Below are 23,750 nucleotides of genomic sequence, written 5' to 3' on the forward strand. Positions count from 1 at the left end.
ATTAAGCGCTCTATCGCATCTCGAGATCTGCCCGCCGAAATCTCAAAATCATCTAATGGGCCGGTCTCCGGACTTAGGCTATGCAGAGGTAACCCTAGAGGTCATCTGCGCAAGTTAGGGGTTATTGCGCTTCTTTTCACAGATAAACGCGGCTAACTTTCACCTTTCACCGTTGCGGGGGCAGTGCCAGATTTTCACAGGCTTCCCGATTATCCTTCTCTCTCCCATAAAAATATCGACTTTATCATTAAGTCCAAGGAGCAGATTCAGGCACCACAAAAGATTGACTAAAAATGTATTACTATACGCCCACCACCTGCTGATGCAGAAATGCGAGCGCGGCATTATAGACGTCTACATGGATAAAAGTCTAACTTTTGATTGACAATATCTTAACCAAACATCGAAAGTTAACGCTTTACAAGATGTTAGAGAGGCAAGCTTTCTGCCTCCACATACCCATTACTGACTCAATCCATACGGAGCTATTGTTGCCATAAACTCGCGGTAGTTACTGGATTCTAGCGGTGGAGTATCCACATTAAAGACCTCACCCCGCATAGATTGATGCAGCAGGTACATGTCTTCATCACCGGATATCGCAGTGTAGTGGCCAATTTCGCCTCTAGGCTCTGATGAATAAGGGCCAGTATTAAACGGAGTTGATTTATGGGTATTTGGCATAAGTGAACAGCCAATAATCGCGCCATAACCAGTATGCCCGTCCACCTCACTTTCACCCAACTTCTGATAGATAACCTCTCCTCGGCAGTTTTCCTGGTAACTCTCTGCAATCGAGTCGAGGAACTCTTCCGGTTCAAAGCTATCAGCTAATCCCTTAAATCCCTGAACACAAAACATCGAAGACCAGTCTCTAAGTTCATCCGACATCGGCGTGAATTCAGCCGCGTACATGTCATTTTCATTTTCAGAAAACGCCATTTTCCAATTCTTAGGGAGTGTAAAGCTAAGCTTCTGATCGAAAATAGACAGTTCATGATGATGAACAAGGGAAGGCGTTGACCCCGAGGCCGCATTGCTTCCTGCAACAGCTGAAGGGAGAACAATGGAACTCACTAATATCATGCTAATAAACAACGGTGTGTGACTTGATTTAACACGATAGCGAAACATATACCTATGCATCCTTGTTTAGGTTGGTTTAAACGTATTTTACCCTGAGCATAAAGCCGAGATAAAGCAGTTAGTTACAACTTTTGGATATATGTTAAATAAAATACTTGAAAAATAGGATTACATCTGTAATCTTACAAACAAAGGATTACAACTGTAATCTTAGGATAATGTAAACATGTTTGAGGAAGTGATATGAAAGAGATCAGTAATTCCGAGCTAGCAGTGCTTAATCTTCTTTGGCGTTCGTCTCCTTTGGGCTCATCTGAAGTGGTTGAGCAGCTTGCCATAAGCAACCAATGGCATGAAAAAACGGTCAAAACCTTACTCAATCGTTTAGTTAAAAAAGAGGCCATTGGGTTTGAGAAGCAAGGGCGTTCTTATCGCTATTACCCACTTATCGAACAAAGTGAATATCAACTAAAAGAGAGCCAATCTTTCATCGAGAGAGTCTTTTCAGGCAAGCTCACGCCTTTGGTAGCAGGCTTTGCCAAAGAGAATAAGCTGAGTTCAGATGACATTGCAGAACTAAAGCAACTTATCGATAACTGGGAAGAGGAGAAACGATAATGTTTAGCTGGTTAATGGAACAAACCTTACTCGTTAGCTTAATTGCGACTCTTTTTCTTCTGAGTCACAAGCCAGTACTAAGGCTGCTCGGTGCTCACCACACCTATGCACTGTGGATGGCAATTCCGATGTTGTTATTAGGCTCCGTCCTCATCCATTTGGTGCCTAATTTATTATCAAGTTCTCGTATCGTACAGATTGAGCACTACCGAGTACTGGCAGATAACACATTAGCCAATACGGCGTTTTTTCTATCAACGCCTAACCTGCTAATCATCTGGTGTATTGGTCTAATAGTGATGTTATTTGCCATTGGTTTACAAGCCAGAAAACTCACACACATTATTGAACACAGCACGCCATTTGCGGCCTTAAATGCTCAGCTCCCAGTAATACAACATCCACGTATTCACTCACCAATGCTGGTAGGGCTGCACCGCCCTAAGATTGTTGTCCCCAGCGGATTTGAACAACTTAGCTCCAAGCAACAAAGCGCCGTCATTGAGCATGAGCAGTATCACCATCACAGAGGCGATATTGCGATCAATATTATCGCTTACGCCATACTCAGTATTTTTTGGTTTAACCCTATTTGCTGGATCGCTTACCGTCGCTTTCGAGACGATCAGGAATTGGCTTGCGACGCACAGATCACTGCATCAATGAATACCGATGAAAAAATAGCCTACAGCCGAGCTCTGCTGACTTACTCTCAGCAAGCCAGTATCGGTATGCTTCACACCCACTACGGAAATAAACACATACTAAAAGAGAGGATCTTAGAGATGAAAAAACAACATGGAAAAAGCACCTTAGCCATTATTGGTCTCACCCTTGGTTTAGGCTTTACGGGGTTACTGCTGAATCAACAAGTGCAGGCAGGCGATCATCAAAATTCAACAAAACAATCTGCTAAAAAACATGGACAAGATATCCGTCCGCTAACCCGCGTCGAGCCTAAATATCCTATAGAAGCTGCTAGAGCGAACCAAAATGGTTATGTTCAACTTGAGTTTGATATTAGCAAAGCGGGAATGGTATCTAACGTCAGCGTGATTAAGTCATCCCCAACCGGTGTATTTGATCAATCTGCAATTACAGCCCTACAACAGTGGATGTATAACAAATCTACACATGGCGCAAAAGGCGCACAGGTCCAACTGGATTTTGTTATCGATGAGCCAGAAGCTGGTGTGGAACGTATCAAGGTCACAGCACATTAATATGAGACATTAACAATAAACTTACCTGTAGAGGTAACATTTTGGAAAGGGGCCGCGTTGCTCTTTTTCTGTATCTAGCGAAAGGTAAAAAAGAGTATCAGGTAATAAGCTTGGAATGTCACCTGAACGTAAAAATAATAAGGAGGCCGTAGCCCCCTTTTATACTATCTTGTGAGCAAGAATAAGTACTCTCTGCGCACACCCACACTTCTTATACTGATTGGTATTACTCTTCTACGAGTTTTGGATTTGCACCATATTCGTTTTCGCCAAGGCTGTCCTGTACATAAAATATCAACAGTACGATTGCGCCAATTAGTGGGATAAAACCAATCAACTGCCACCAACCTGAACGACCAGTATCGTGTAAACGACGAGCAGCGATCGCTATAGTTGGGATCAGTAAAGCTAACGCATACACACCTGAAAATATAACCGTCCCTAAGGCAACATCGATCGCAGAAGCAATCGCGTAAAAAATAATATAAAACAGGGTATACATCCAAAACTCTTTACGACGAGCGCGACCAGTAAAGTCAGCATACTTTTTTAATCCACCAATAAAATATTCCATACTATTCCTTGTTAATTAATTTTAGGTTGGTATTTAACTTCATCGATAGGCTGTTTGAAACCAAAGAGGAAACAGCTAACGATAAACAAAAATAAAGACAAATTTGTTTCATATTGCCTCTTTTGCAATTGAAACCTTCAATGCACACAGCTTTTTACAAAACCACTCACAAGTCAACAACATTAATAAACGCATTTACCTTTTATTTGATGGAACAAACATGAATAACCTTTTTTCCAAATAATTTACATGTTAACGATTCTCATTAAGATTTAAATTCATTAAGATGTAGCCGTGTTTATCACGCCTAATAATCAGAAAGGACTTAACATGAAAACATCAATCCAACGTTTAAAGACAATCAGCGCAGTGAGTTTAATCAGTTTGGGAACACTATTCGGTCTCTCATTTAGTGCAATGGCTAATGCAAATGAATGTGAGTTGGCAATCAGTGCCAATGACGCTATGCAGTTCGACACTAAAGAACTTAGTGTTCCTGCCAGCTGTAAAGAGGTAACGCTGACCTTAACTCATGCAGGCCAACTCCCTAAAGCCGCCATGGGGCATAATTGGGTGTTAACCAAAGCAGCAGATATGTCTGCAGTTGCTAATGAAGGTATGGGAGCCGGTGCTGCACTCAGTTTTGTGAAAGAAGGCGACGCACGAGCTATTGCTCATACAGAGGTTGTCGGTGGCGGCAGCTCTACCAGCATCACGTTCAGTACAGAGGGAATGTCTCCTTCAGAAGCTTACAAGTTCTTCTGCTCTTTCCCTGGCCATTGGGCGATTATGCAGGGTAACTTTACTATTAGCGCTTAAATTTATATAAGACAGAGTCTTAAACTGAATTTTTAACGGCGATAAGCAATAACACTTATCGCCGTTCTCATTCAAACTTCAGTTACTTATTTTTATACACTTGGCCGCCTTTCATCACAAAGTCCACATCTAACAAGGCTTCAATCTCCTTAAGTGGGCTGATATCCGTTGCGATAATATCAGCGTATTTCCCCGCTTCAAGCGTACCAAGCTTGTCTGACATACTGATCAAGTCAGCGCCATTTACCGTGGCAGATTTAAGTATGTCAACATTCGACATACCAGCCTGATGCATCAACACCGCCTCACGCGCATTGGTCCCATGTTGAGACACGCCACTGTCAGTGCCAAAAGCAATTTTCACACCTGCTTGATGCACGGCGATAAAGTTTTCAGTCATATCAGCGCCGACTCGTTTCGCTTTAGCCTTAATCGCATCGGACATAAAGTCAGATGTTTTAGCCATTCCTACCACGGTATCCCCCGCCAGTAATGTAGGCACAAGATAAGCGCCATTTTTCTTCAATAGCTTGATGCTCTCTTTATCTGCATAGCTACCATGCTCAATGCTGTCGACCCCAGCACGCAATGCGGCATTAATGCCTTGAGTCGCGTGAGCATGGCTGGCGACTTTACGGCCAAGCCCATGTGCCGTATCAACAATCTCTTTTAGTTCATCATCAGCCATCTGCTGACCTGTACCAGTATTGGTATCAGACAGGACGCCACCTGTGGATGTTATTTTAATCACATCGGCACCAAACTTAATTGCGCGGCGCGTGGCGCTACGACAATCATAAGGTCCATCGCAGATGGTTTTAGAGGTATATTTGTCCAGTAAATCTGGACTCATGCCATCCACATCACCGTGGCCACCCGTAACGGACACACCACCAGAAGCGATAATGCGCGGCCCATCAACCCAGCCCTTGTTTATCCCATCTCTCAAGGCATAAATCTGTTCCGGTTTAGCCCCTAAATCACGCACTGTTGTAAAGCCTGCCAACAAAGTATTTTTAGCAAAATAAGCGCTGCGGATCGCAACATCGGCATCTGACATGCGCAGTCTTTCACTGTCATTCTTAGGCCCTAGTTCTCCCTGAAGATGCACATGCATGTCCATCAAACCCGGCATTACAAAGCGCTCTTTAAGATTGATAAGTTTAACGTCATCACCAAATTCATCAGCGGCTATATATCCCGCTTTAACCTCTTTTATCATCCCTGCTTCTATCACTAACGTCTGCTCTTTAAGCGGCTTCTCACCAGGAATAGCGAGTAATTCCCCCGCATGAATAATAGTGATGTCTGATGCCATTACTGATGCGCTTAACATCAATGTGGTCATGCCAGCGAAAGCAATAGTAGATAAGCCCAATGACCTGAATTTCATCTCTGTATTCTTATTATTTTTCATGATCCATCCCAAGGTAACCCCTACTCAAACGGTTAGGGGCTTGTGAAGCCAATTTGCACTGGCAGGTATTACTGATGTCAAAACGATTTGATTTAAACTGCCAAAGCTAGGAGTAAGTTACAAGTGATAACTCATTAAGTTTTTTAGAAGGAATTCGATTTACACCGAGATTATGCTTTTATATCTAACTGCTTAATACGCCGATATAAGGTATGACGTGAGATCCCGAGTTGTATGGCCGCTTTATTGCGGTTGCCTTGATGCGATAACAATACCGAGCGTATATGTTCAGCCTCAGATCGCTCTAAGTGTTCTTTTAGCGATGTGCCGCGAGCACTCGGCGTACTAAACTGTATATCTTTGGCGTAGATAATATCTCCATCCACCAAGATAGCCGCCTGGGTGATCACATTGTGTAGTTCACGCACATTGCCCGGCCAATAATGCAAACACAACTGTTGCTCCGCATCTCGCGATAACTGCTTAGAAACATGATGATTAGATTCAAACTCCAATAAAAAACGTCGCGCTAAAGGCAAAATGTCATCCTGACGGGCGGCCAAGGGAGGCACCTCTAAGGTAATAACATTAAGTCGATAGTAGAGATCTAAACGAAAATTCCCCTCTTGAACCAGCTCAAACAGATTACGGTGACTGGCGGCTAAAATACGGGTATCGATTGGCCGTTGAACACTACTCCCAACACGCTTAATATGCCTGCTCTCAAGTACCTGTAAAAAATTGCCCTGCAATTCCATAGGCAGATCGCCTATCTCATCAAGCAGTAAAGTCCCCCCATTAGCCTGTTCAAAAGCCCCCATATGCTGTTGATCTGCACCGGTAAAAGCCCCCTTTTCATGACCAAAGAGTTCATCTTGAGCTAATGTCGCTTGTATTCCTGCACAGTTAAGGCTGACAAAAGGGCCTGTTTGTCGGGCTGAGTGCTTATGAATATAGCGAGCCAAATACTCTTTGCCGCTGCCCGATGGCCCCTGAAGCAACAAGGTCACATCGGTTTTTGCCACTTTACACGCAAGTTCGTAGAGCAGACCTAGAGACTTAGTCGGCCCCTCTGTATGCACTTGAGGCTCTGACGTATTCAGCTGCTGCATTCCAATGCAATGGCCTATCATGGCGGATAGAATATCGAGATCGACAGGTTTATGATGGTAATCATAGACATTGCTCAAGGAGAGCCCCTTAGCAACCTCTTTCAGATGTGATTGGTCAGTAATCACTATCCATTGACAGTGCCGCTCTTTTTCTAGCACCGCCCTAGACTCTACCAAAGAGTTAAGATCGATAAAAGCCAGTCCAACCGAAGCCGTACTGCCTTTCTTTAAACTGCGGGTCTGAAACTGCCAACCTAAACGCTCTAGGCTTTCAAGCAGTTGCCTATCGACGTCGGTCTGTAACGACTCAGGCCACAGCATCACGGAACGATTCACTAGCGAACTCATCATAACTGCTACCTTTTTTATTGATAGTGTAGCAGTTGTGAGACAGTTTTCGGTTAAAAAGCGAGCTGATGACCCGTAACTCAATCCGCTTAAGATTAGCCATATTCAGTCACTAAAAGCTAAGCCATTAATAGCCTTAATTTTTTAAATGAATGTGCTATGTTATTAGTCAATATCAAAGACAGCATCGCTCGTCATAATCATTTTATTTAAAAGGGCTTACCATGCAAAGCTTGTGGCAAAATGAGATTGCAGATCAAATTAACACTCCGTTAGCGTTCAGGGTTTACACCTCTAGACTGCTTGGCCAAGAACCAGCACTGGTACTTCATGGAGGCGGTAATACCTCAGTAAAAACCCAAGTCACTAACCTTTTCGGTGAAGTCGAAGAGATACTCTATGTTAAGGGCAGTGGTTGGGATCTTGAGACCATTGAAGCGGCAGGATTTGCACCGGTAAAGATGGACGTGCTACTTAAGATGGCTCAGCTGCCAACACTTAGCGACAGCGACATGGTCAAATATCAGCGTGCAGCCATGATAGATCCAAGTGCACCTAACCCTTCAGTAGAAGCAATTCTTCACGCCATCATCCCCTTTGCCTATGTCGATCATACTCATGCTGATGCCATCGTTACGTTAACAAATACACCAGACGGCAAGGCGATGATTCAAGAGCTGTATGGCAAACGTGTGTTCGTTATCCCTTATGTGATGCCCGGATTTGCACTGGCAAAGCTAGTGTATGAGATGACTCGTGATCTAAAATGGCAATCTATAGAAGGTATTGTCCTGATGAATCACGGTCTGTTTACCTTCAGCGATGATGCCAAAACAGCCTATGAAAAAACCATTGAACTAGTCACGGAAGCGGAGCAATTCATTGAAGCTCAACTGTGCCTGAAATCAGAGGCCGTTGAAGAGGCAAGTGGACAGGCACCAAACGGTTACCCAGAACAAGATATCAGCATCGATTTAGTCGAGCTGGCTCGAATACGTAAACTGGTTTCGGCGCAAAAAGGTGCAGCACAAGTGGCCCTGCTCAATAGCTCTGTTCCCTCATGTCATATCGCCAGCCACCCCAAGCTAAAAGAGATCGCGACTCGTGGACCGTTAACCCCCGACCATGTGATTCGCACTAAACGGGTCCCTGTTATTTTTGGCGAGAATATTGAAGCTGATTTGAGCGAGTATGCCAGCAAGTATATTGAGTATTTTGAGGCCTACCAGCATGAACAAACCATGCTCAACTACGCACCAAACTTTGCTATTTGGCAGGGAAAGGCCGCCATCTCATTCGGTAAAACCGTAAAAGAAGCACTCATCATTGAAGACATCACCAGCCACACCTTCGATGCGATTTTAACGGCTGAACAATTTAGTCAATATCAGGCATTAAGCGCGCAAGAGATATTTGAGGTCGAATATTGGGAGCTTGAACAAGCCAAGCTTAAAAAAGCCGCCAACAATAATATGCCATTATTAGGCAAGGTAGTGATGGTCACTCCGGCAGCCACTGAAGTCATGCAAGCAGTTGTTGAACAACTCATAAAGCTGGGCGCGAATGTCCTCGATCTGAATGAATATCATGGCTTCGATACCTTAGATAAATGTCAGGAAGCAGCTGAAACCGCTGTCATTGATTTTGGCGGGCTAGATATCCTTGTTTGCTTAAACGATGATTCAACCAACCTGATGCTGATCAATACCTGCGAAGCTTTTTTAGAACACGGACTCTGTCCTACTGTGCTTTGTGTCAATCATCTCACTCTGCCCGTGATGAGCAGTGAGAACATTAATGTGCTCGCACTTAACTCTTCTGTGAATACAGATATTGGATCGACTGAAGATAAACATGCAGGTCTATTCAACCTCACCAGTGCCATTACGATGATTCTGTCTCCTGAATATGTGCCAAATAACGATGAAGTTAAGGTTTAATACCAATCAGTATAAGAACAGATAAAACATGCTAGGAGCCGTTTTCCTCTAGCCTCGACATTTTTGTAGATTAGGAGATGAGTATGGAAACCTATCTGTTAGCGATAGATGCAGGAACTGGTAGCGGGAGAGCGGTACTGTTTGATCGTAAAGGTCAGCAAATCTCAGTGGGTCAGGAGGAGTGGTCACACCTCGCCGAAGAGGGAGTTGAAAACTCCATGGGCTTTGACTGCCAAAAGAACTGGATACTGCTTTGTCGCTGTATTCAATATGTGCTCAAAGATGCCGACATCTCCCCCGAACAGATAGTCTCCATTTCCGCCACCAGCATGCGAGAAGGAATCGTGCTGTTCGACAAAGAGGGGCAAGAAGTTTGGGCCGTTGCCAATGTCGATGCTAGGGCGGCCGAGCAGGTTCATGCCTTAAAAGAAGCAACGACAGATATTGAACATGAGTATTATCTTCAATCAGGTCAAACTTTTGCACTCGGTGCCTTACCAAGAATTCTCTGGCTGAAGGAACATCACCCAGAGATATACGCTAAAGCGGCATCGGTCACCATGATCAGTGATTGGATTTTGGCGAAACTCAGCGGCGTGATAGCCACAGAGCCTTCAAATGCTGGTACCACAGGTATATTTTCATTGGCTGAACGGCACTGGCTTCCTCAGATGGCACTCGAGGTCGGAGTCAATGAAACCATCTTTCCTCCCGTTCATGAAACTGGCACTAAAATTGGCGAGGTTACTGAGCTCGCGGCAGGCCAATCGGGCTTAACTATCGGCACTTCCGTTGTCATGGGCGGTGGTGATGTACAGTTGGGTGCAGCAGGCCTTGGGGTCGTGGAACTGGGCGACATGGCAGTATTAGGCGGGAGTTTTTGGCAGCAAGTTGTTAATATCCCGTCATCGACGCCACCACCAGAAGACATGTCAATTCGCATCAACCCCCATGTGATCCCTGGGATTTCACAAGCTGAAGGGATCACCTTTTTTAGTGGGTTAGTCATGCGCTGGTTTAGGGATACTTTTTGCCAACTTGAGCAGCAAGAAGCAGAGCTACGTGGTATTGATGTGTATGCGCTACTGGAAGAGATGGCCAAGAAAGTCCCTGTCGGTTCCCACAATATTCTGCCCATATTTTCTGATGCGATGAACTACGGCCACTGGTACCACGCCGCCCCCTCTTTTATTAATCTGTCTTTGGATCCTGAAAAAAGTAGCAGAGCCTGTCTTTTTCGCAGCCTAGAGGAAAATGCCTGTATCGTCTCGGCCATCAACCTTGAAAAAATTCATTCGTTCATCGCCAATGAACATGATGTCGAAAATGACACCTTAGTGTTTGCCGGTGGCGCCAGTAAGGGAGTGCTTTGGCCTCAAATTTTAGCCGATGTCACAGGTAAAAAAGTCAAAATACCTAAGGTTAAAGAAGCCACTGCACTAGGTGCAGCCATGGCCGCAGGTGTTGGGATAGGCATCTATGCCGACATGAAATCCGCTGCCAAAGAGTTGGTTGTTTGGGAAAAAACCTACTCGCCTAATATGGATAACTATCTCACTTACCAAGCATTAAAAGAGCGCTGGCTACAGGTATATCAACAGGAGTTGAGTTTAGTCGATCAGGGCTTAACCACCTCAATGTGGCAAGCGCCGGGGTTGTAATAGTAATGAACTCAAGATAAAACTAACAAAGTGTCGAGTCACATTGAAATGAACACCGCCAACAATACAAAAAAATAAACAGGAACCACTATGTATTTAACGAATGAATCAGAGCATGACTATCGCTTCGGTGAGTATGGTCCTAAATATGTCACCAATGGCCCAAGAGTCGACTTTGGCATTGTGGTCATCACGCCCGGTGAAGCTCATCCTTGCCACAAACATGTCAAACAGGAAGAGTCATTCCTAGTATTAGAGGGTGAATGCGCCGTCTATGTGGATGGGGTAAGAGTGCTGATAAAAGAGGGGGATTACCTTAGATGCGAACCCGGTGAGTCTCATCTTTTTCGCAATGAAAGCGACAAAAACTTTAAATCCGTCTTCGTCAAAGCGCCCTATATGGAAGAGAAAGACAGTGTTTATATCGACTGGCAACCCGGGCAGGAATTTATTAAGCAAGCGTGATCGTTTTCTATCACCCGCTAAACACTGCAATATAAAATGAAGTTAACGATAAAGAACCTTAGTCATCAAGCCCGTGGTCAATGGCATATCGAACTAAACCCGCGCTGGTTTTGATGGCTAATTTATCTTTTATGTTTCGTCGATGAGTTTCAATGGTGCGCACACTAATATCGAGCTCTCTTGCCAACTCTTTATTATTCAACCCTGATGCTAATAAACGCAACACCGTCTGCTCTCTTGTGGTTAAGACCGTGCTCTTACTTGGCTCTAGACTGCTTTTAATCAGTAGATCTGAGATGGCTCGACTGTAATATATCCCGCCGTTGTAGATCACTCTTAAGGCATAAAACATCTCAGCAGCACTGATGTCCTTCAGGGCATAACCATTCACCCCATGGTTAAGCACACTCAGTACGTACTCTTTATCATCATGCATGCTCAACACGAGGATCTTGATGTCAGGAAACTTATCTTTAAATATCTCAGCCGTATCCATGCCATTCATTTCTGGCATGCTGATATCCATCAACACAATATCAGGCATCAGCTTAGGCACTTTTTCAAGGGCTTCTTTGCCATTTGCAGCTTGGCCAACCACCACAAAATCATCATCCATGGATAAGCGTGCTATTAATCCTTCTCTAAAAATAGAATGGTCATCCACAATAAAAATTCGCATCATCTACCTCTTGTTTGAATTGCTATAGTTGAGTAGTTTTTTGGGTAGTTTGCTGACCACTTTTGTGCCAGATGAAGAGCTGTAAATATCAAGCCTTCCGTTAAAATAGCTGATACGCTCAGACATATTTCTCAATCCTATGCCCACAAAAGGAGACTTATTTCGACTCAGTTTTTGAGTATCAAAACCACAGCCATTGTCGGTAATAGACAGAATAAACCAAGACTCATTCACATTGATTTTAACCGTCACAGCTGTCGCATTGGCATGACGTTCGATATTGGTTAACGCCTCCTGTGCAATACGATACAAGGTGGTTCTTGCATCACTTGGCAGCAATTTTTTAATGGCCAAGGGTTCGAAAGAGATATCGATATTCAATCGATTTCGATAATCTTCAATCAAGGCTGAAAGGGCTGCAGATAAGCCGTGGTCTTCTAATAAGTTAGGGTGTAAATCCCTTGATATTCGTCGAACGTCATTGATCGTGGCGTCTAAATACTGCTCGCATTGAGCCAATTCCTCAGTGGCAGAATCGCCTTTAGCGAGCCTAAAAATAACATTCTCAACCACATACTTAGTCGACACCAGCATCTGGATAATGCCGTCATGAAGCTCTCGAGATACCCGTTGACGCTCCACCTCTTGGCTATCGACAATCCGGTTTGTCAGGACTTTAAGTTTTCCATCAGCCAATTTTCGCTCACTTGCTTGCAGGAACAGACCGGAAAAGAACACCACGATAACACCCGCCACGGTAAGCACGAAAATGACAATAAACGTTTGATTAATATACCCATTAATCTCTTCTTGTAGCGTAATGACATCACGATCAATATCATCAATGTAGATCCCAGTCCCAATCATCCAACGCCATTTGTCCAGCATGACTGAGTAAGCCAGTTTTTTTGCAATTAACCCCGTTGAAGGTTTTTCCCAAAGGTATTCATGGAAACCGCCGCCTTGCTCGGCATTCGAAATCAAAATCTGAATTAACGGGTTTCCTGAAGCATCAACCCAATCCCACCAATTCTTTCCTACTCGATAGGGCTGTCGAGGATGAACAATATTAATCCCCTCTTCGTTGTAAACAAAAAAATAGCCATCGTCACCGTGTTGCAGCATGTTGAGGATCTCAGCGACCTGTTTTTTGGCAAGGGGATCGTGTTCATCTGCAGCTTGATAAATATGGCTTATCGCCCCCAATGCTAACTCTATGTTGGATTGTAACTGCTGCTTTCTCAGCTCGAGAATCTTCTCTCTGTAGGAAGATCCACTTTGCTCCGACAAGAGTTCCGATTGGTAATTTAACGCCAAAACGATAATTAACATTGAGAGCACTAGCGGAAGAATACTGAGTGCAATAATCTTCTGTTTGAAGTCCAGCATCAGGCCCCATCTTTGTCTTTTTATTTTATTATTGTCTTTATATTAGTGCACTAGACTCCGTAAATTACAACTCCATCCCCCTTCAGCCCTCTCAATTCCAACGATTTTTGAACAACCATAACCATGTTAACAAAAGGTAAAGAACTGTTTTTAAAAATGATAAATCAATCAGATTTCACTTATAAAAAAGTTTCAACTCACTGCGTCAAATCGGCTTTAAAAGACCAAGATAAATAAAAAACAACCATCACAGCTTTCCCCATCTACGTGATAACCCTTAGACAACTCAGTAGTAAAACGAATATCTAGCCTTTGGAAAAATCACTAACTTGGCAGTCCACCAATAAAAATATGGGACACCAAGATGTTCAAACATGCATTTAAGACACTCATCATCTCCACGCTAATGTTTTCCTCAACAGCTGCGATGGCTGAAATGGAGAAAACCTACCGCTGGCGATTAGCCGAAACCTGGCCGAAAGACTTTCCTGTATTTGGCTACACCGTTAAAAGCATGGCTCAACGTGTGAAAGTCATGTCTAACGATCGCCTGGTTATCACCATTGACTCCAAGAATAAGCATAAAGCGCCTTTAGGTATTTTCGACATGGTGCGAGCAGGCCAATATCAGATGGGGCACTCCGCTTCCTATTATTGGAAAGGTAAAGATCTCAACACCATGTTCTTTACTACAAGGCCATTTGGCATGACTGCAACTGAGCAATATGCCTGGTTCTACTACGGCGGTGGCATGGAGCTCATGCAGAAAACCTATCAACCCTATGGGCTACTCTCCTTCCCTGGTGGCAATACGGGTAATCAAATGGGTGGCTGGTTTCGTAAAGAGATCAATTCTGTCGAAGATCTAAAAGGCCTTAAGATGCGGATCCCAGGATTTGCTGGCGAGGTGATATCGAAATTGGGCGCGAGTCCAGTAAACATCCCAGCAGGTGAGCTATATACCGCACTTGAACGAAATACCATTGACGCATTGGAGTGGGTTGGCCCCTCTCTGGATCTACGCATGGGCTTTCAAAAAGTCGCCCCCTTCTACTACACAGGTTGGCATGAGCCAGCAACTGAGCTGCAATTCTTAATCAATGAAAAGGCCTTTAATACGCTACCAAAAGATCTGCAAGAGATCTTAGTCATCGCTATGCGTGCTTCAGCCTATGACATGTACGCACAATCAATGCATGAAAACGCGATTAACCTAGAAAAAATACATAAAGAACACCCTGAAATCCAGATCAAAACTTTCCCTAGCAACGTCATGCTCAAGCTCCAACAGGCAAATGATGAATTGATAGAGCAGTTCAAAAAATCTGATCCGCTCACCAAAGAGATCATCGAATCACAGGAGCATTATCAAGGTATTGCACGTCCCTGGACACGTATCTCAGATCAAACCTACTTAGAGATTAGTCAGTAACGACTTAAGGGCTTGAACAGCTTCAAGCCCTTTTAATGAACTGGAATTGCTCAAGTCAATTCGGTATTCAATGCCGACTCTAACGCCAACAAATATAAGAAAAGTCGTATGAAAAAACTACACACTCTACTCGGTAAGCAACTTGATTATCTTGGCTATCTCTGCGCGATATTGATGATCTTGATGTTATTTAATGTCTTCTATGATGTCGTGATGCGTTACCTGTTCAATAACGTCTCAATTGCGATGCAAGAACTTGAGTGGCACCTTTTTTCAGCCATGTTCATGTTCGGTATCGGCTATACGCTCAAAGAGGATGGGCATGTAAGAGTTGACGTATTTTACGATACGTTGAGCCGCAAAACTCAGGCAATCATTAACACGGTTGGCATACTTATCACCGTCTTCCCCTTTAGTCTGTTGATCATCTATTTTGGCTTAACATTTGCAAATGATGCCTACCTATTAGGAGAAAAAAGTCCCGATCCTGGAGGACTCCGTTATTTCTGGATAATTAAGTCTGTCATCCCCCTCTCTTTTTTCTTTGTGATCACCGCTGGAATATATCGCCTTATGGGTGAGATATCTGTGCTCATCGGCTCACCATTGGAGGCGAAATAATGACAGGTTTAGCCCTCTTTCTTATCGCGATGATCGCCATATTCTTTGGTTTCCCTATCGCCTTTACCTTCGCTGGCGTGTCTGTAGCAGTGGGCATCATGGTGCTCGGCGTCGACCTATTTGCGTTTATGCCATATCGAATCATGAGCACAATGCAAAATACCATTCTGATGGCCGTCCCTCTGTTTATCTTTATGGGGATAGTGTTACAGAAAACTGATTTAGCCGAAGACTTGCTTGAATCCATGGGCAAGCTCTTTGGTGGACTCAAGGGCGGATTGGCCATCTCAACCATCATTGTCGGGCTCTTTTTAGCGGCATCAACAGGGGTGGTTGGCGCAAGCGTTGTGGCTATGGGCGTGATATCCCTGCCGGTGATGCTCAAGCACAAATACGATCCTAAATTAGCCACTGGCATTATTTGCGCTGCCGGCACCTTGGGCCAAATAGTCCCGCCTTCCATTATTCTAATTATTCTAGGCGATGTCATGGGATTGCCGGTTGGCGATCTGTTTACCGCCGCACTTCTCCCCTCATTTATACTGGTTGTCGCCTATCTGATTTACATCATAGTCATCGTTAACGTAAGGCCCAATATTGCACCACCAATCAAAACTGAGGTAGATGAACCTCGCTTAACCATGGTATTGAGCTCACTTAAACTCATCATCCCACCGCTATTTTTAATCGTTGCAGTTTTAGGCTCTATCTACACAGGACTCGCAACCCCGACAGAGTCTTCAGCCCTAGGCGGAATTGGCTCCCTGCTGTTGGCCATTATTTACGGCAAATTCAAGTTCAAATTACTTTTCGACAGTGCACTTGAAACCGTCAAAGTATCCTCTATGGTCTTTGCCGTGCTCATCGGTGCAACAGCGTTTTCAATGGTGTTTAGTTACAGCGGAGGGGAGACGATTGTAGAGGAGTTCTTTATCTCTTTGCCCAATGCTCAGTGGACGTTTGTACTTATCGCGATGCTGACCATTTTCATCTTAGGCTTTTTCATCGATTTCATCGAAATCGCTTTCATTATCGTGCCCATTTTGACGCCAATTGCGCTGTCATTAGGGCTCAATATGAACTGGCTGGCGATTCTCATCGCCATGAATCTGCAAACCTCATTCTTAACCCCGCCCTTTGGCTTCAGTCTGTTTTATCTCAAAGGCGTCGCACCACCACAAATTAAAACTTTAGACATCTATAAAGGTGTACTGCCATTTATCGCCATTCAGATGCTTATTCTGGGACTGCTGGTTTGCTTCCCTGAACTGTTTGGCCTCAGTCGATTGAATTAAAAAACGTGAAACAAAAACTAAAAATAAGGAGAAAGATATGAAAATTTCGACACTCACCCTCATCACATTAGGCCTGTTTAGTACCTCCAGCTATGGCGCATTCGAGTTTGATCTCGGTGAAGGTAACAAGCTTAAATTTGGTGGTTATATTAAAGCAGATGTACGCCATGTTTCTGGTGAGGTGCCCTATCGTCCTTTTTGGATTGCGACAGGGAGCACTAGCGAAGATGCATCGCAAACGAACTTCAACATGCGTGAGTCCAGATTCAATGCCACATACACCCATGGCAAAGTCAGCGGATTTGTGGAGATGGATTTTTATGGCTCAGATGGCAGTGAGGCGGTCGTGAACAATTACGATCCTAGACTACGCCATGCCTTTATCAAATATGAGAATTGGTTAGTCGGTCAAACATGGTCAACGTTTATGCCCCTCACCGCGATCCCTGAAACCTTGGATTTTGGTGGCCCGCATATTGGTGAAGCGTTTATCCGTCAAACTCAGATCAGATACACCTATGGCGGATTTCAATTCGCATTGGAAAACCCTGAAACAACAGGGGCCGACAACAAAAACGATTCAATTCCCGATATTGTGGGTCGATACATACATAAAGCAGATTGGGGAGAAATTGGGGCTGCTGCGTTAGTTCGACAACTGGACAGTGACGGCATAGATAAAACCACCGCCGCTTTTAACCTTTACGGTAAGTTTTTAATCGGTGAAAAAGATGACTTTCGCTTTCAAGTTAACCTTGGAAAGTCAGGTCGATACGTCGCTCCAGGACTCACCACAGACATCACCCCAGATGGGGACATTTCTGCAGCTGAAGAGACCACAGCCTATTATGCTGCCTACCGCCACTTCTGGAGTGAGGATTATCGCAGCACACTCTTTTATGGCCATGCCGAAACAGATATTCAACACAAAGAGAGACAGATGTGGGGAATCAATCTAATCAAACAGATCACCCCACAACTTTGGGCGGGTGTTGAAGTGGGTAACTACGAGGTCACAGATGCCGATGCAGATTCAACTTACCTGCAATTTTCAGTCAAATATGCACTGTAAACACTAGAAAGTTCATCCAAGGCCTCCCAACCTTGCTTTTAACATGAGAGTTAATGTTACCGCTTAGTATGCCCCTAAGCGGTTTTTTCACAGGTTAGTCAGCAAGCTTATTAACCGCCTCAGTCAAAGCCTGTTTCAACTCTTCATTGCGCATTGCGCCGGCTTCCATGTCGAAATTGTCGAAGAAACTAGGAACTGACAAACTCGCCTTCACATCAGCGGCAAAATACGGCGCTGAACCCGTGGCCGCTGTTAGCACAGTATTGGCGCCACCAGGTCCCGGAGAAGTAGCAAGCAGTACTAAAGGTTTTCCTTGAAACACCTTTTGGTCGATACGTGAGGTCCAATCGAATAGATTCTTATAAGCTGCAGTATATGAACCATTATGCTCAGCAAACGAGATGATGATGCCATCAGCTTCGCCCAATTTGGCAAAGAACTGCTGTGCTAACGCAGGATGCCCTAACTCCTCTTCTCTGTCTTGACTAAAAAGGGGCATTTCATAATCATTAATGTCTAGAATTTCAACATCTGCCCCTTCGACTAAAGATGCTGCATAGGTAGCAAGTTGCTTATTGATTGACTTAGAATTGTTGGTTGCTGCAAAGGCTAATAATTTCATTCGCTTCTCTCTTTATTTTGATTTAAAAGACGAATTGCCTTCAGGCTGACAACTCAATAAGAAGCAGTGTATATTAACCACTATTAAAGATTAATAAGCTAATTTATTAAAGACTGTTTCCATATGACTATGAATAAACTGTTTGATGGTATTGTGATCTTCACCCAAGTGGTCAAAAGCGGCGGCTTTTCGGCAGCGGCTGAAGCCTTAGGCCATTCAACCTCTTATATCAGTAAAGAGGTCAATAAACTTGAAGCACGCTTAGGGGTGAGATTACTTAACCGTACCACTCGCTCTATTGGCTTAACCCCAGAGGGTCACGCCTATCATCAGCAGTGCTTACAATTAGTCAGTGACGCAGAGCAAGCTGTTCAGTTGATGACTCAGCATGATGTCAGCCCAAAAGGGAGTTTAAAGATAAGCAGTCCGGTGGGATTTGCGAATAACTATTTACGGCCGATATTGAGTCAATATATGCTCAACTACCCGAATGTGAATTTAGAATTAGATCTTAATGATCGCCGCGTTGATGTGGTTAGCGAAGGCTATGATCTGGTCATTAGGGCATCTGAAAATTTAGAAGAGTCCAGTCTCATCAGCCGAAAGATATACACTTGCAAAGCCTACACAGTTGCCACACCTGAATATCTATCGAAACACGGTCGCCCCTATCACCCCCAAGAGTTAGCCAACCATAACTGCCTCTGTTACTCCAATCTAAAAATGCCTGCTCGCTGGCAATATACTGACAAACAAGGCAAGCATTTCTCTGTCGATGTCCGCCAGAAAGTTCTCTGTAATAGTGGAGAGATGGAGTTCGCCATGACATTAGATGGCTTAGGCGTTTGCCGATTGCCTGAGTTTTATATGCAAGACACCATCGAAACCGGCAAGCTTGAAATCCTCTTCCCCGAGTATCCAGCGGTCGATATCGACGTTTTTGTCGTCTACCCGAGCCGTAAGCATCTATCCCCAAAAGTCAGGGCTTTTATTGATTTGACTGTAGATCATCTTTCCAACAGATGAATTCTGGTTAATTTAACGCATTTACACGCCTATTTTCAGACTTTCAGGCGTTAAATTAAGTAATGATTAATATTCAACACCGATGATCCGCCCCCAAAAAAATGGCTCTGAGTAACAACAGGCCAAGTATATTGTAAAGTGGATCAACACATGAAAAAAACACTCGTAGCAAGTTCAGTCACCCTCTTCTTAATCGGCTGTGGCGGTAGTAGTGATAGCGACAATACTCGCCCTGTTAACTTACCCGCTAAACTAACGGGTCAAGTTCAGCGCGTCTCTGATAACCAGCAAACAATCACAGTTAACGGTTATACCGCCTCAACTGAACATGCTGCTATCGGTTATCAGGATGACGTATTTAACCTGAACGATTTAGCACCGGGTATGCGTATCAAAGCGACATCCCAAGGTGACACGTTTTCAACCATCGAGATGGACCCATCAATTACTGGTGCAATCAGCCACATTGATGGTAATAATTTCATCGTCAACAATATAGAGCTTAACTCTGCAAATGGCCTTGCAGGACTTGCGGTTGGCGACTGGGTAATGGTCACCACTTACCATCACGCTGATGGCAGCACAGAGGTCACCTCGGTACGTAAAGTACCACAGACCATCGCTGTTGAACTTGAAGGCAAAGTGACTGATTTAACCAGCACCCATTTCAAAATCAATAATGTGACTGTTGATTATTCAAATGCCGATATTGATCAAAATGACGTGTTAGCTGACGGTGTTTGGGTCGAAGCATTCGGTCAGTTTATTAATGGTTACCTCATCGCCGAAAGAGTTGAAATAGAAGATGAAGGTGACTACCACAAAGCAGAACTTGAAGGCGTGATAACTTGGGTTAACAACACCTTCACTCGTGTTGAGCTTAATGGACGCATTCAATTTAATGTCGATGGCAACACTGAGTTTGATGATGGTAATCGTCAAGAGTTAGCATCAGGCCGCTGGATTGAAGTTGAATTGTCTGAACGCAGCAACGGCCTTTATGCCGATGAAGTCGAGTTTGGCAGTGACCAAGGGATTAAAGGCAAAGAGTTCACAGTTGAAGGTTACGCCTCGATTGATGGTCACCAACTTTCAATCAACGGCATTGTTATCAGCACGGATTCAAACACCGAATTCGATGATGGCCTAACATGGGACAACCTACATGATGCTTGGGTTGAAGTAGAAGGTAATTACTTCAGCGCAGATAATCGTTTCGTTGCCAAGGAGATTGAGTCTGAAGATAAAGAGAGCACGCTCAAACTTGAAGGCCCAGTTAAAGACAACTCACTTTGGGGTTATGAGACCAGCGACAACTCGCTTTCATCTTATAACGGCAAATGGATAGAAGCAGATTGTGACTTTGACGGCAGCAACATCTCCAATTGTAAGCTGGATGATTAAATTCCAACAAAGCTAATTGCTTTACCGATAAGCGAGTTCAGGCTCGCTTATCTACTTTGCGACCTTTCCAGCATCACATTTCACTTTTCCCCTCTTCAGCTTTGTCACTCGCCCTCATAACAGTCTCTACCTGCTCCCAAACTAATATTAAAAGTCCATTAGAACACATGTTAGAATATTGAACGGTTTATCAAATAACATTGTTAACTTTCATTAGCTTCCGCCCACTATTCTTACGCATTAAACGGGCGAGATACACTAACAATTACTATATGGGTCTCATTCGTGGTTAAAAAAATATTGTCTATGACCAGCTCCTCTCAAATGTTGGTCGCCATGTTTATCGGCTTTGGTGTCGGTCTGTTTTTCGGTGAATCCGTTGGCTGGCTTAGCACCATAGGTAATGCCGTTATTCTACTGATGCAGATGACTGTATTGCCCTATATTCTGGTCTCTCTCATTGGGGGAATTGGCAAGCTGCAAAAAAGTACTGCAGTGCTCATTTTTAGCCGAGCTGGATTGATCATGTTACTGCTTTGGCTGTTGGCCTTAGCCATCATAGCGTTAATGCCACTCTCTTTTCCCTTTGTAGAATCCGCCTCTTTCTTTAGTACCAGTATCATAGAGCCTGCGGTAACAATCGATTACTTTAAACTCTATATCCCCTCTAACCCGTTCGAATCGATGGCGGCAGGCTATGTGCCTGCGATGGTGGTTTTTAGTATCGCCATGGGCTTGGCCCTTATTGGTATGGAGGGGGATCATAAACAGCAAATACTGACCTTTATGCACACCACCAGCGAGATTTTTTCGCGTATCACGCGCGGCTTAGTCAAGGTGCTTCCCATTGGTATTTTTGCCATGTCAGCATCAGCAGCAGGCACCATGGGCGTCGATGAGTTTGCCAGTATGCAGGTGTATTTGATTAGCTATTTTGTGCTTTGTCTGTTGCTGACCTTCTGGGTATTACCTTGGATTATCGCCTCATTAACCCCAATCACTTTCCATCAGGCCTTGAGCATTTCTAAAGCCGGAATTGTAACCGCCTTCGCAACAGGCAATATCTTCATTGTTATCCCGGTGATTATTGAAGAGTGTAAGCAGATTTTGAAGGAGCACAACCAGCTCACTGACGATGGAGCCACGTTAATTGAAATCTTAGTGCCTATCGCTTTTACCTTCCCCAATATCGGTAAGTTAACGGTGATTCTGTTTGTCTACTTCGCAGGCTGGTTTAACGGTACTCCAGTGGATATCAGTACTATCCCCTCACTCTCCATCAGTGGTTTGTTGTCACTATTTGGCAGTGTCTATGTCGCTATCCCCTTCATGCTAGATCTGGTTCATCTGCCGTCAGATCTGTTCCAGCTATTCGTTATGTCGGGATTTATTACCGGTAAATTCAACTCTATTGCCGCGGTGATGAACCTATTTACACTCACGCTGCTCACCGCTTCACTATTTCACAAATCCCTTAAACTTAGCCCAGCCAGACTGCTAAAAATGAGCCTAGGGATTGCTGCGGGTATCGCTGTCACTTTAGTCCTATTGCGTGTCGGCATGGGCATGTTTATTCATAGTCCCGAGGTCACCAGCGGCGTCATTGCCAATATGCAAGTCGCCGATAAAGTGCCTACTAAAGTTAAAAGACAGTTCCCAGAACTGGGCAAGACGCCCGCATCCCCCATTGCAAACCTTGATGACATTCGTGCCCGTGGCACACTTAAAGTGGGCTATATCCCCAGTAATGTTCCCTTTAGTTATTACAATAATGCCGGACAATTGGTGGGATTTGATAGCGCAATGGCAAGTAAACTGGCGGAAGATTTAGGCGTCAAAATTGAATTCATCCCTTTTCAAAAGGACAAATTAGCGCAATCGCTCAAAGCGGGATTTTTCGATATTGCCATGTCAGGGCTCGCCATGGATATCGCGCAAATGGACAAGCTCAGCTATGCCGAGCCAGTGCTCATACTCAACCTTGCCATTGCGACTCAAGATCATATGGTCAATCGCTTTAAAAGCACTGAGAGTATCTTAGCATTAGAGAATGTAACCATTGCTTATGTAGAGCACAGCGACACGATTGAAGAGGCAAAAAAGAAATTCCCTAATCTGGAATTTATCAAAATTGCTGGATACAAAAACTTTTTCAGGCAGAAAGGGGATAAGTACGATGCGGTCATCATTAGTGCTCAAGCAGGCTCAGCCTGGACCCTTTTCTTCCCCGGTTACGGCATTGCAATTCTAGAACATAGCGTACGTTACCCTGTCGCTTATGCAGTGGCACAGAACAACCAATCACTACTCAACTATGTCAATAACTGGCAGAAGCTACGTAAAGTCGACGGACATCAAGATAAGCTCTATGACTACTGGATGCTAGGGCAAGGCGCAACTCAAGTTAAACCCCGCTGGTCGATTATCAGAGATGTTTTGCACTGGGTGGATTAGACACAAATACTGTTCGTACTCCATCCATGGCTCACAGCATAAGTGTTCTGACCTCCAAGGACGGAGGAAATGCCAATAAATGTCTGGAACATTTATGGCCAGACACAAAAAAGCGAGCCATTAGGCTCGCTTTTTACCATCAGAGATGGGGAAATTACATTCCGTGGCAGTCTACACACTCAGCCATCTTCAATGACTCTTCATGTAGGTCCATATCAACTTCGTGTGCATCTGCGAAGCCGTGACAATCGTTACAAGTACCAAGAGTCGCTTCAGCTTCTACGTGGACAGCTTGATCGATTGGTTCATGACAATCAGTACAATCAACAGCGGCAGCAGAGCCAGCAAAAAGAAGAGTAGCAGCAAGCAGAGTTAGATATTTCATTGTGATTCCTTAAAGATAGGGGGGATAACCCTGGCTAGATGAGTTACATACCTAATTAAAGGTAGTTACTTTTAGCATTATGGCAGCATGGAATAAATATTCTCATTA

21 protein-coding genes and 1 riboswitch are annotated in these 23,750 nt (G+C 44.1%); of the genes, 13 read left to right on the forward strand and 8 right to left on the reverse strand.

The features are described from left to right. Positions 1–41: 41 nt before the first annotated feature. Positions 42–255: riboswitch (cobalamin riboswitch) on the reverse strand. A gap of 207 nt (positions 256–462) precedes the next feature. Then, a complete protein-coding gene (locus tag FN961_RS04645; protein ID WP_185972727.1) occupies positions 463–1,134 on the reverse strand; it encodes a hypothetical protein in 672 nt (223 codons plus the stop codon). A 195-nt stretch (positions 1,135–1,329) separates the two neighbouring features. Here FN961_RS04645 and FN961_RS04650 point away from each other — a divergent pair, with 195 nt between their 5' ends. Together FN961_RS04650 and FN961_RS04655 are read left to right on the forward strand one after the other, a co-directional pair. Beyond that, entirely contained in the window at positions 1,330–1,704 is a 375-nt protein-coding gene (locus FN961_RS04650) for a BlaI/MecI/CopY family transcriptional regulator (protein WP_143563386.1), read from the forward strand. Then, the gene (locus tag FN961_RS04655; protein WP_143563387.1) at positions 1,704–2,927 is read left to right on the forward strand and encodes a M56 family metallopeptidase; all 1,224 of its coding nucleotides are present in this window, start codon (positions 1,704–1,706) and stop codon (positions 2,925–2,927) included. Before FN961_RS04650 ends, FN961_RS04655 begins: the two co-directional genes overlap by 1 nt. A gap of 226 nt (positions 2,928–3,153) precedes the next feature. Here the strand turns inward: FN961_RS04655 and FN961_RS04660 are convergent, their stop codons facing one another. After that, positions 3,154–3,501 carry a DUF805 domain-containing protein gene (locus FN961_RS04660; RefSeq protein WP_143563388.1) on the reverse strand — a complete coding sequence of 116 codons (348 nt, stop codon included), beginning with the start codon at positions 3,499–3,501 and terminating at the stop codon, positions 3,154–3,156. Positions 3,502–3,831: 330 nt separating this feature from the next. Here FN961_RS04660 and azu point away from each other — a divergent pair, with 330 nt between their 5' ends. Further along, on the forward strand, positions 3,832–4,320 hold the full coding sequence (gene azu / locus FN961_RS04665; protein ID WP_143563389.1) for an azurin: 489 nt from the start codon (positions 3,832–3,834) through the stop codon (positions 4,318–4,320). Positions 4,321–4,402: 82 nt separating this feature from the next. On the opposite strand, the gene FN961_RS04670 is transcribed toward azu, so the two are convergent. Together FN961_RS04670 and FN961_RS04675 are read right to left on the reverse strand one after the other, a co-directional pair. After that, positions 4,403–5,737, reverse strand: coding sequence for a metal-dependent hydrolase family protein (locus tag FN961_RS04670; RefSeq protein WP_143563390.1), 1,335 nt, complete (start codon positions 5,735–5,737; stop codon positions 4,403–4,405). Positions 5,738–5,907: 170 nt separating this feature from the next. Continuing rightward, the gene (locus FN961_RS04675) at positions 5,908–7,200 is read right to left on the reverse strand and encodes a sigma-54-dependent transcriptional regulator (protein ID WP_143563391.1); all 1,293 of its coding nucleotides are present in this window, start codon (positions 7,198–7,200) and stop codon (positions 5,908–5,910) included. Between the two features lie 221 nt (positions 7,201–7,421). Between FN961_RS04675 and FN961_RS04680 the strand changes: the two genes are divergently transcribed. The 3 genes from FN961_RS04680 to FN961_RS04690 all read left to right on the forward strand — a co-directional run bounded on the left by FN961_RS04680 (position 7,422) and on the right by FN961_RS04690 (position 11,263). Further along, positions 7,422–9,137 (forward strand): bifunctional aldolase/short-chain dehydrogenase, encoded by a 1,716-nt coding sequence (locus FN961_RS04680; RefSeq protein WP_143563392.1) that lies wholly within the window; start codon positions 7,422–7,424, stop codon positions 9,135–9,137. Between the two features lie 83 nt (positions 9,138–9,220). Further along, positions 9,221–10,798, forward strand: a complete 1,578-nt coding sequence (gene lsrK, locus FN961_RS04685; RefSeq protein ID WP_143563393.1) for an autoinducer-2 kinase — start codon at positions 9,221–9,223, stop codon at positions 10,796–10,798. Between the two features lie 90 nt (positions 10,799–10,888). Then, the gene (locus tag FN961_RS04690; RefSeq protein ID WP_143563394.1) at positions 10,889–11,263 is read left to right on the forward strand and encodes a cupin domain-containing protein; all 375 of its coding nucleotides are present in this window, start codon (positions 10,889–10,891) and stop codon (positions 11,261–11,263) included. Positions 11,264–11,321: 58 nt separating this feature from the next. Here FN961_RS04690 and FN961_RS04695 read toward each other — a convergent pair whose 3' ends face one another. Together FN961_RS04695 and FN961_RS04700 are read right to left on the reverse strand one after the other, a co-directional pair. Continuing rightward, complete coding sequence (locus FN961_RS04695) at positions 11,322–11,945, reverse strand: response regulator (protein ID WP_229814772.1); 624 nt, start codon at positions 11,943–11,945, stop codon at positions 11,322–11,324. Further along, positions 11,946–13,331, reverse strand: a complete 1,386-nt coding sequence (locus FN961_RS04700; RefSeq protein ID WP_143563395.1) for a cache domain-containing protein — start codon at positions 13,329–13,331, stop codon at positions 11,946–11,948. A gap of 364 nt (positions 13,332–13,695) precedes the next feature. On the opposite strand from FN961_RS04700, the gene FN961_RS04705 reads away from it, so the two are divergent. The 4 genes from FN961_RS04705 (at position 13,696) to FN961_RS04720 (ending at position 17,751) form a co-directional block, all read left to right on the forward strand. Continuing rightward, entirely contained in the window at positions 13,696–14,763 is a 1,068-nt protein-coding gene (locus FN961_RS04705; protein WP_143563396.1) for a TRAP transporter substrate-binding protein, read from the forward strand. A gap of 108 nt (positions 14,764–14,871) precedes the next feature. Beyond that, positions 14,872–15,384, forward strand: a complete 513-nt coding sequence (locus FN961_RS04710; protein ID WP_143563397.1) for a TRAP transporter small permease subunit — start codon at positions 14,872–14,874, stop codon at positions 15,382–15,384. Continuing rightward, positions 15,384–16,679 carry a TRAP transporter large permease gene (locus tag FN961_RS04715; protein WP_143563398.1) on the forward strand — a complete coding sequence of 432 codons (1,296 nt, stop codon included), beginning with the start codon at positions 15,384–15,386 and terminating at the stop codon, positions 16,677–16,679. Before FN961_RS04710 ends, FN961_RS04715 begins: the two co-directional genes overlap by 1 nt. A 37-nt stretch (positions 16,680–16,716) precedes the next feature. Beyond that, positions 16,717–17,751 carry a DcaP family trimeric outer membrane transporter gene (locus FN961_RS04720; RefSeq protein ID WP_143563399.1) on the forward strand — a complete coding sequence of 345 codons (1,035 nt, stop codon included), beginning with the start codon at positions 16,717–16,719 and terminating at the stop codon, positions 17,749–17,751. 94 nt (positions 17,752–17,845) lie between these two features. On the opposite strand, the gene FN961_RS04725 is transcribed toward FN961_RS04720, so the two are convergent. Beyond that, positions 17,846–18,373, reverse strand: coding sequence for an NADPH-dependent FMN reductase (locus FN961_RS04725; protein ID WP_143563400.1), 528 nt, complete (start codon positions 18,371–18,373; stop codon positions 17,846–17,848). A gap of 123 nt (positions 18,374–18,496) precedes the next feature. On the opposite strand from FN961_RS04725, the gene FN961_RS04730 reads away from it, so the two are divergent. From FN961_RS04730 to FN961_RS04740, 3 genes are all read left to right on the forward strand, one after another. Continuing rightward, positions 18,497–19,399: a LysR family transcriptional regulator gene (locus FN961_RS04730; RefSeq protein WP_143563401.1), complete on the forward strand. Its 903-nt coding sequence runs from the start codon at positions 18,497–18,499 to the stop codon at positions 19,397–19,399. Between the two features lie 150 nt (positions 19,400–19,549). Beyond that, on the forward strand, positions 19,550–20,803 hold the full coding sequence (locus FN961_RS04735; RefSeq protein ID WP_143563402.1) for a DUF5666 domain-containing protein: 1,254 nt from the start codon (positions 19,550–19,552) through the stop codon (positions 20,801–20,803). Positions 20,804–21,088: 285 nt separating this feature from the next. Next, positions 21,089–23,257, forward strand: coding sequence for a cation:dicarboxylate symporter family transporter (locus FN961_RS04740; RefSeq protein WP_143563403.1), 2,169 nt, complete (start codon positions 21,089–21,091; stop codon positions 23,255–23,257). A 154-nt stretch (positions 23,258–23,411) separates the two neighbouring features. Here the strand turns inward: FN961_RS04740 and FN961_RS04745 are convergent, their stop codons facing one another. Further along, positions 23,412–23,642: a cytochrome c3 family protein gene (locus tag FN961_RS04745; protein ID WP_143563404.1), complete on the reverse strand. Its 231-nt coding sequence runs from the start codon at positions 23,640–23,642 to the stop codon at positions 23,412–23,414. Positions 23,643–23,750 lie beyond the last annotated feature (108 nt).

The sequence above is a fragment of the Shewanella hanedai genome, from assembly GCF_007197645.1.
In the GTDB taxonomy this organism is placed as follows: domain Bacteria; phylum Pseudomonadota; class Gammaproteobacteria; order Enterobacterales; family Shewanellaceae; genus Shewanella; species Shewanella hanedai.

Excerpts from the sequence above, each read along its gene's own strand:
- FN961_RS04675 (WP_143563391.1), bottom strand. The coding sequence starts at position 7,200 with ATGATGAGTTCGCTAGTGAATCGTTCCGTGATGCTGTGGCCTGAGTCG.
- FN961_RS04670 (WP_143563390.1), bottom strand. The coding sequence starts at position 5,737 with ATGAAAAATAATAAGAATACAGAGATGAAATTCAGGTCATTGGGCTTA.
- FN961_RS04695 (WP_229814772.1), bottom strand. The coding sequence starts at position 11,945 with ATGATGCGAATTTTTATTGTGGATGACCATTCTATTTTTAGAGAAGGA.
- FN961_RS04680 (WP_143563392.1), top strand. The coding sequence starts at position 7,422 with ATGCAAAGCTTGTGGCAAAATGAGATTGCAGATCAAATTAACACTCCG.
- FN961_RS04735 (WP_143563402.1), top strand. The coding sequence starts at position 19,550 with ATGAAAAAAACACTCGTAGCAAGTTCAGTCACCCTCTTCTTAATCGGC.
- FN961_RS04720 (WP_143563399.1), top strand. The coding sequence starts at position 16,717 with ATGAAAATTTCGACACTCACCCTCATCACATTAGGCCTGTTTAGTACC.
- FN961_RS04655 (WP_143563387.1), top strand. The coding sequence starts at position 1,704 with ATGTTTAGCTGGTTAATGGAACAAACCTTACTCGTTAGCTTAATTGCG.
- FN961_RS04745 (WP_143563404.1), bottom strand. The coding sequence starts at position 23,642 with ATGAAATATCTAACTCTGCTTGCTGCTACTCTTCTTTTTGCTGGCTCT.
- FN961_RS04725 (WP_143563400.1), bottom strand. The coding sequence starts at position 18,373 with ATGAAATTATTAGCCTTTGCAGCAACCAACAATTCTAAGTCAATCAAT.
- FN961_RS04690 (WP_143563394.1), top strand. The coding sequence starts at position 10,889 with ATGTATTTAACGAATGAATCAGAGCATGACTATCGCTTCGGTGAGTAT.
- FN961_RS04710 (WP_143563397.1), top strand. The coding sequence starts at position 14,872 with ATGAAAAAACTACACACTCTACTCGGTAAGCAACTTGATTATCTTGGC.
- FN961_RS04660 (WP_143563388.1), bottom strand. The coding sequence starts at position 3,501 with ATGGAATATTTTATTGGTGGATTAAAAAAGTATGCTGACTTTACTGGT.
- FN961_RS04700 (WP_143563395.1), bottom strand. The coding sequence starts at position 13,331 with ATGCTGGACTTCAAACAGAAGATTATTGCACTCAGTATTCTTCCGCTA.
- azu (WP_143563389.1), top strand. The coding sequence starts at position 3,832 with ATGAAAACATCAATCCAACGTTTAAAGACAATCAGCGCAGTGAGTTTA.
- FN961_RS04715 (WP_143563398.1), top strand. The coding sequence starts at position 15,384 with ATGACAGGTTTAGCCCTCTTTCTTATCGCGATGATCGCCATATTCTTT.
- FN961_RS04705 (WP_143563396.1), top strand. The coding sequence starts at position 13,696 with ATGTTCAAACATGCATTTAAGACACTCATCATCTCCACGCTAATGTTT.
- lsrK (WP_143563393.1), top strand. The coding sequence starts at position 9,221 with ATGGAAACCTATCTGTTAGCGATAGATGCAGGAACTGGTAGCGGGAGA.
- FN961_RS04730 (WP_143563401.1), top strand. The coding sequence starts at position 18,497 with ATGACTATGAATAAACTGTTTGATGGTATTGTGATCTTCACCCAAGTG.
- FN961_RS04645 (WP_185972727.1), bottom strand. The coding sequence starts at position 1,134 with ATGTTTCGCTATCGTGTTAAATCAAGTCACACACCGTTGTTTATTAGC.
- FN961_RS04650 (WP_143563386.1), top strand. The coding sequence starts at position 1,330 with ATGAAAGAGATCAGTAATTCCGAGCTAGCAGTGCTTAATCTTCTTTGG.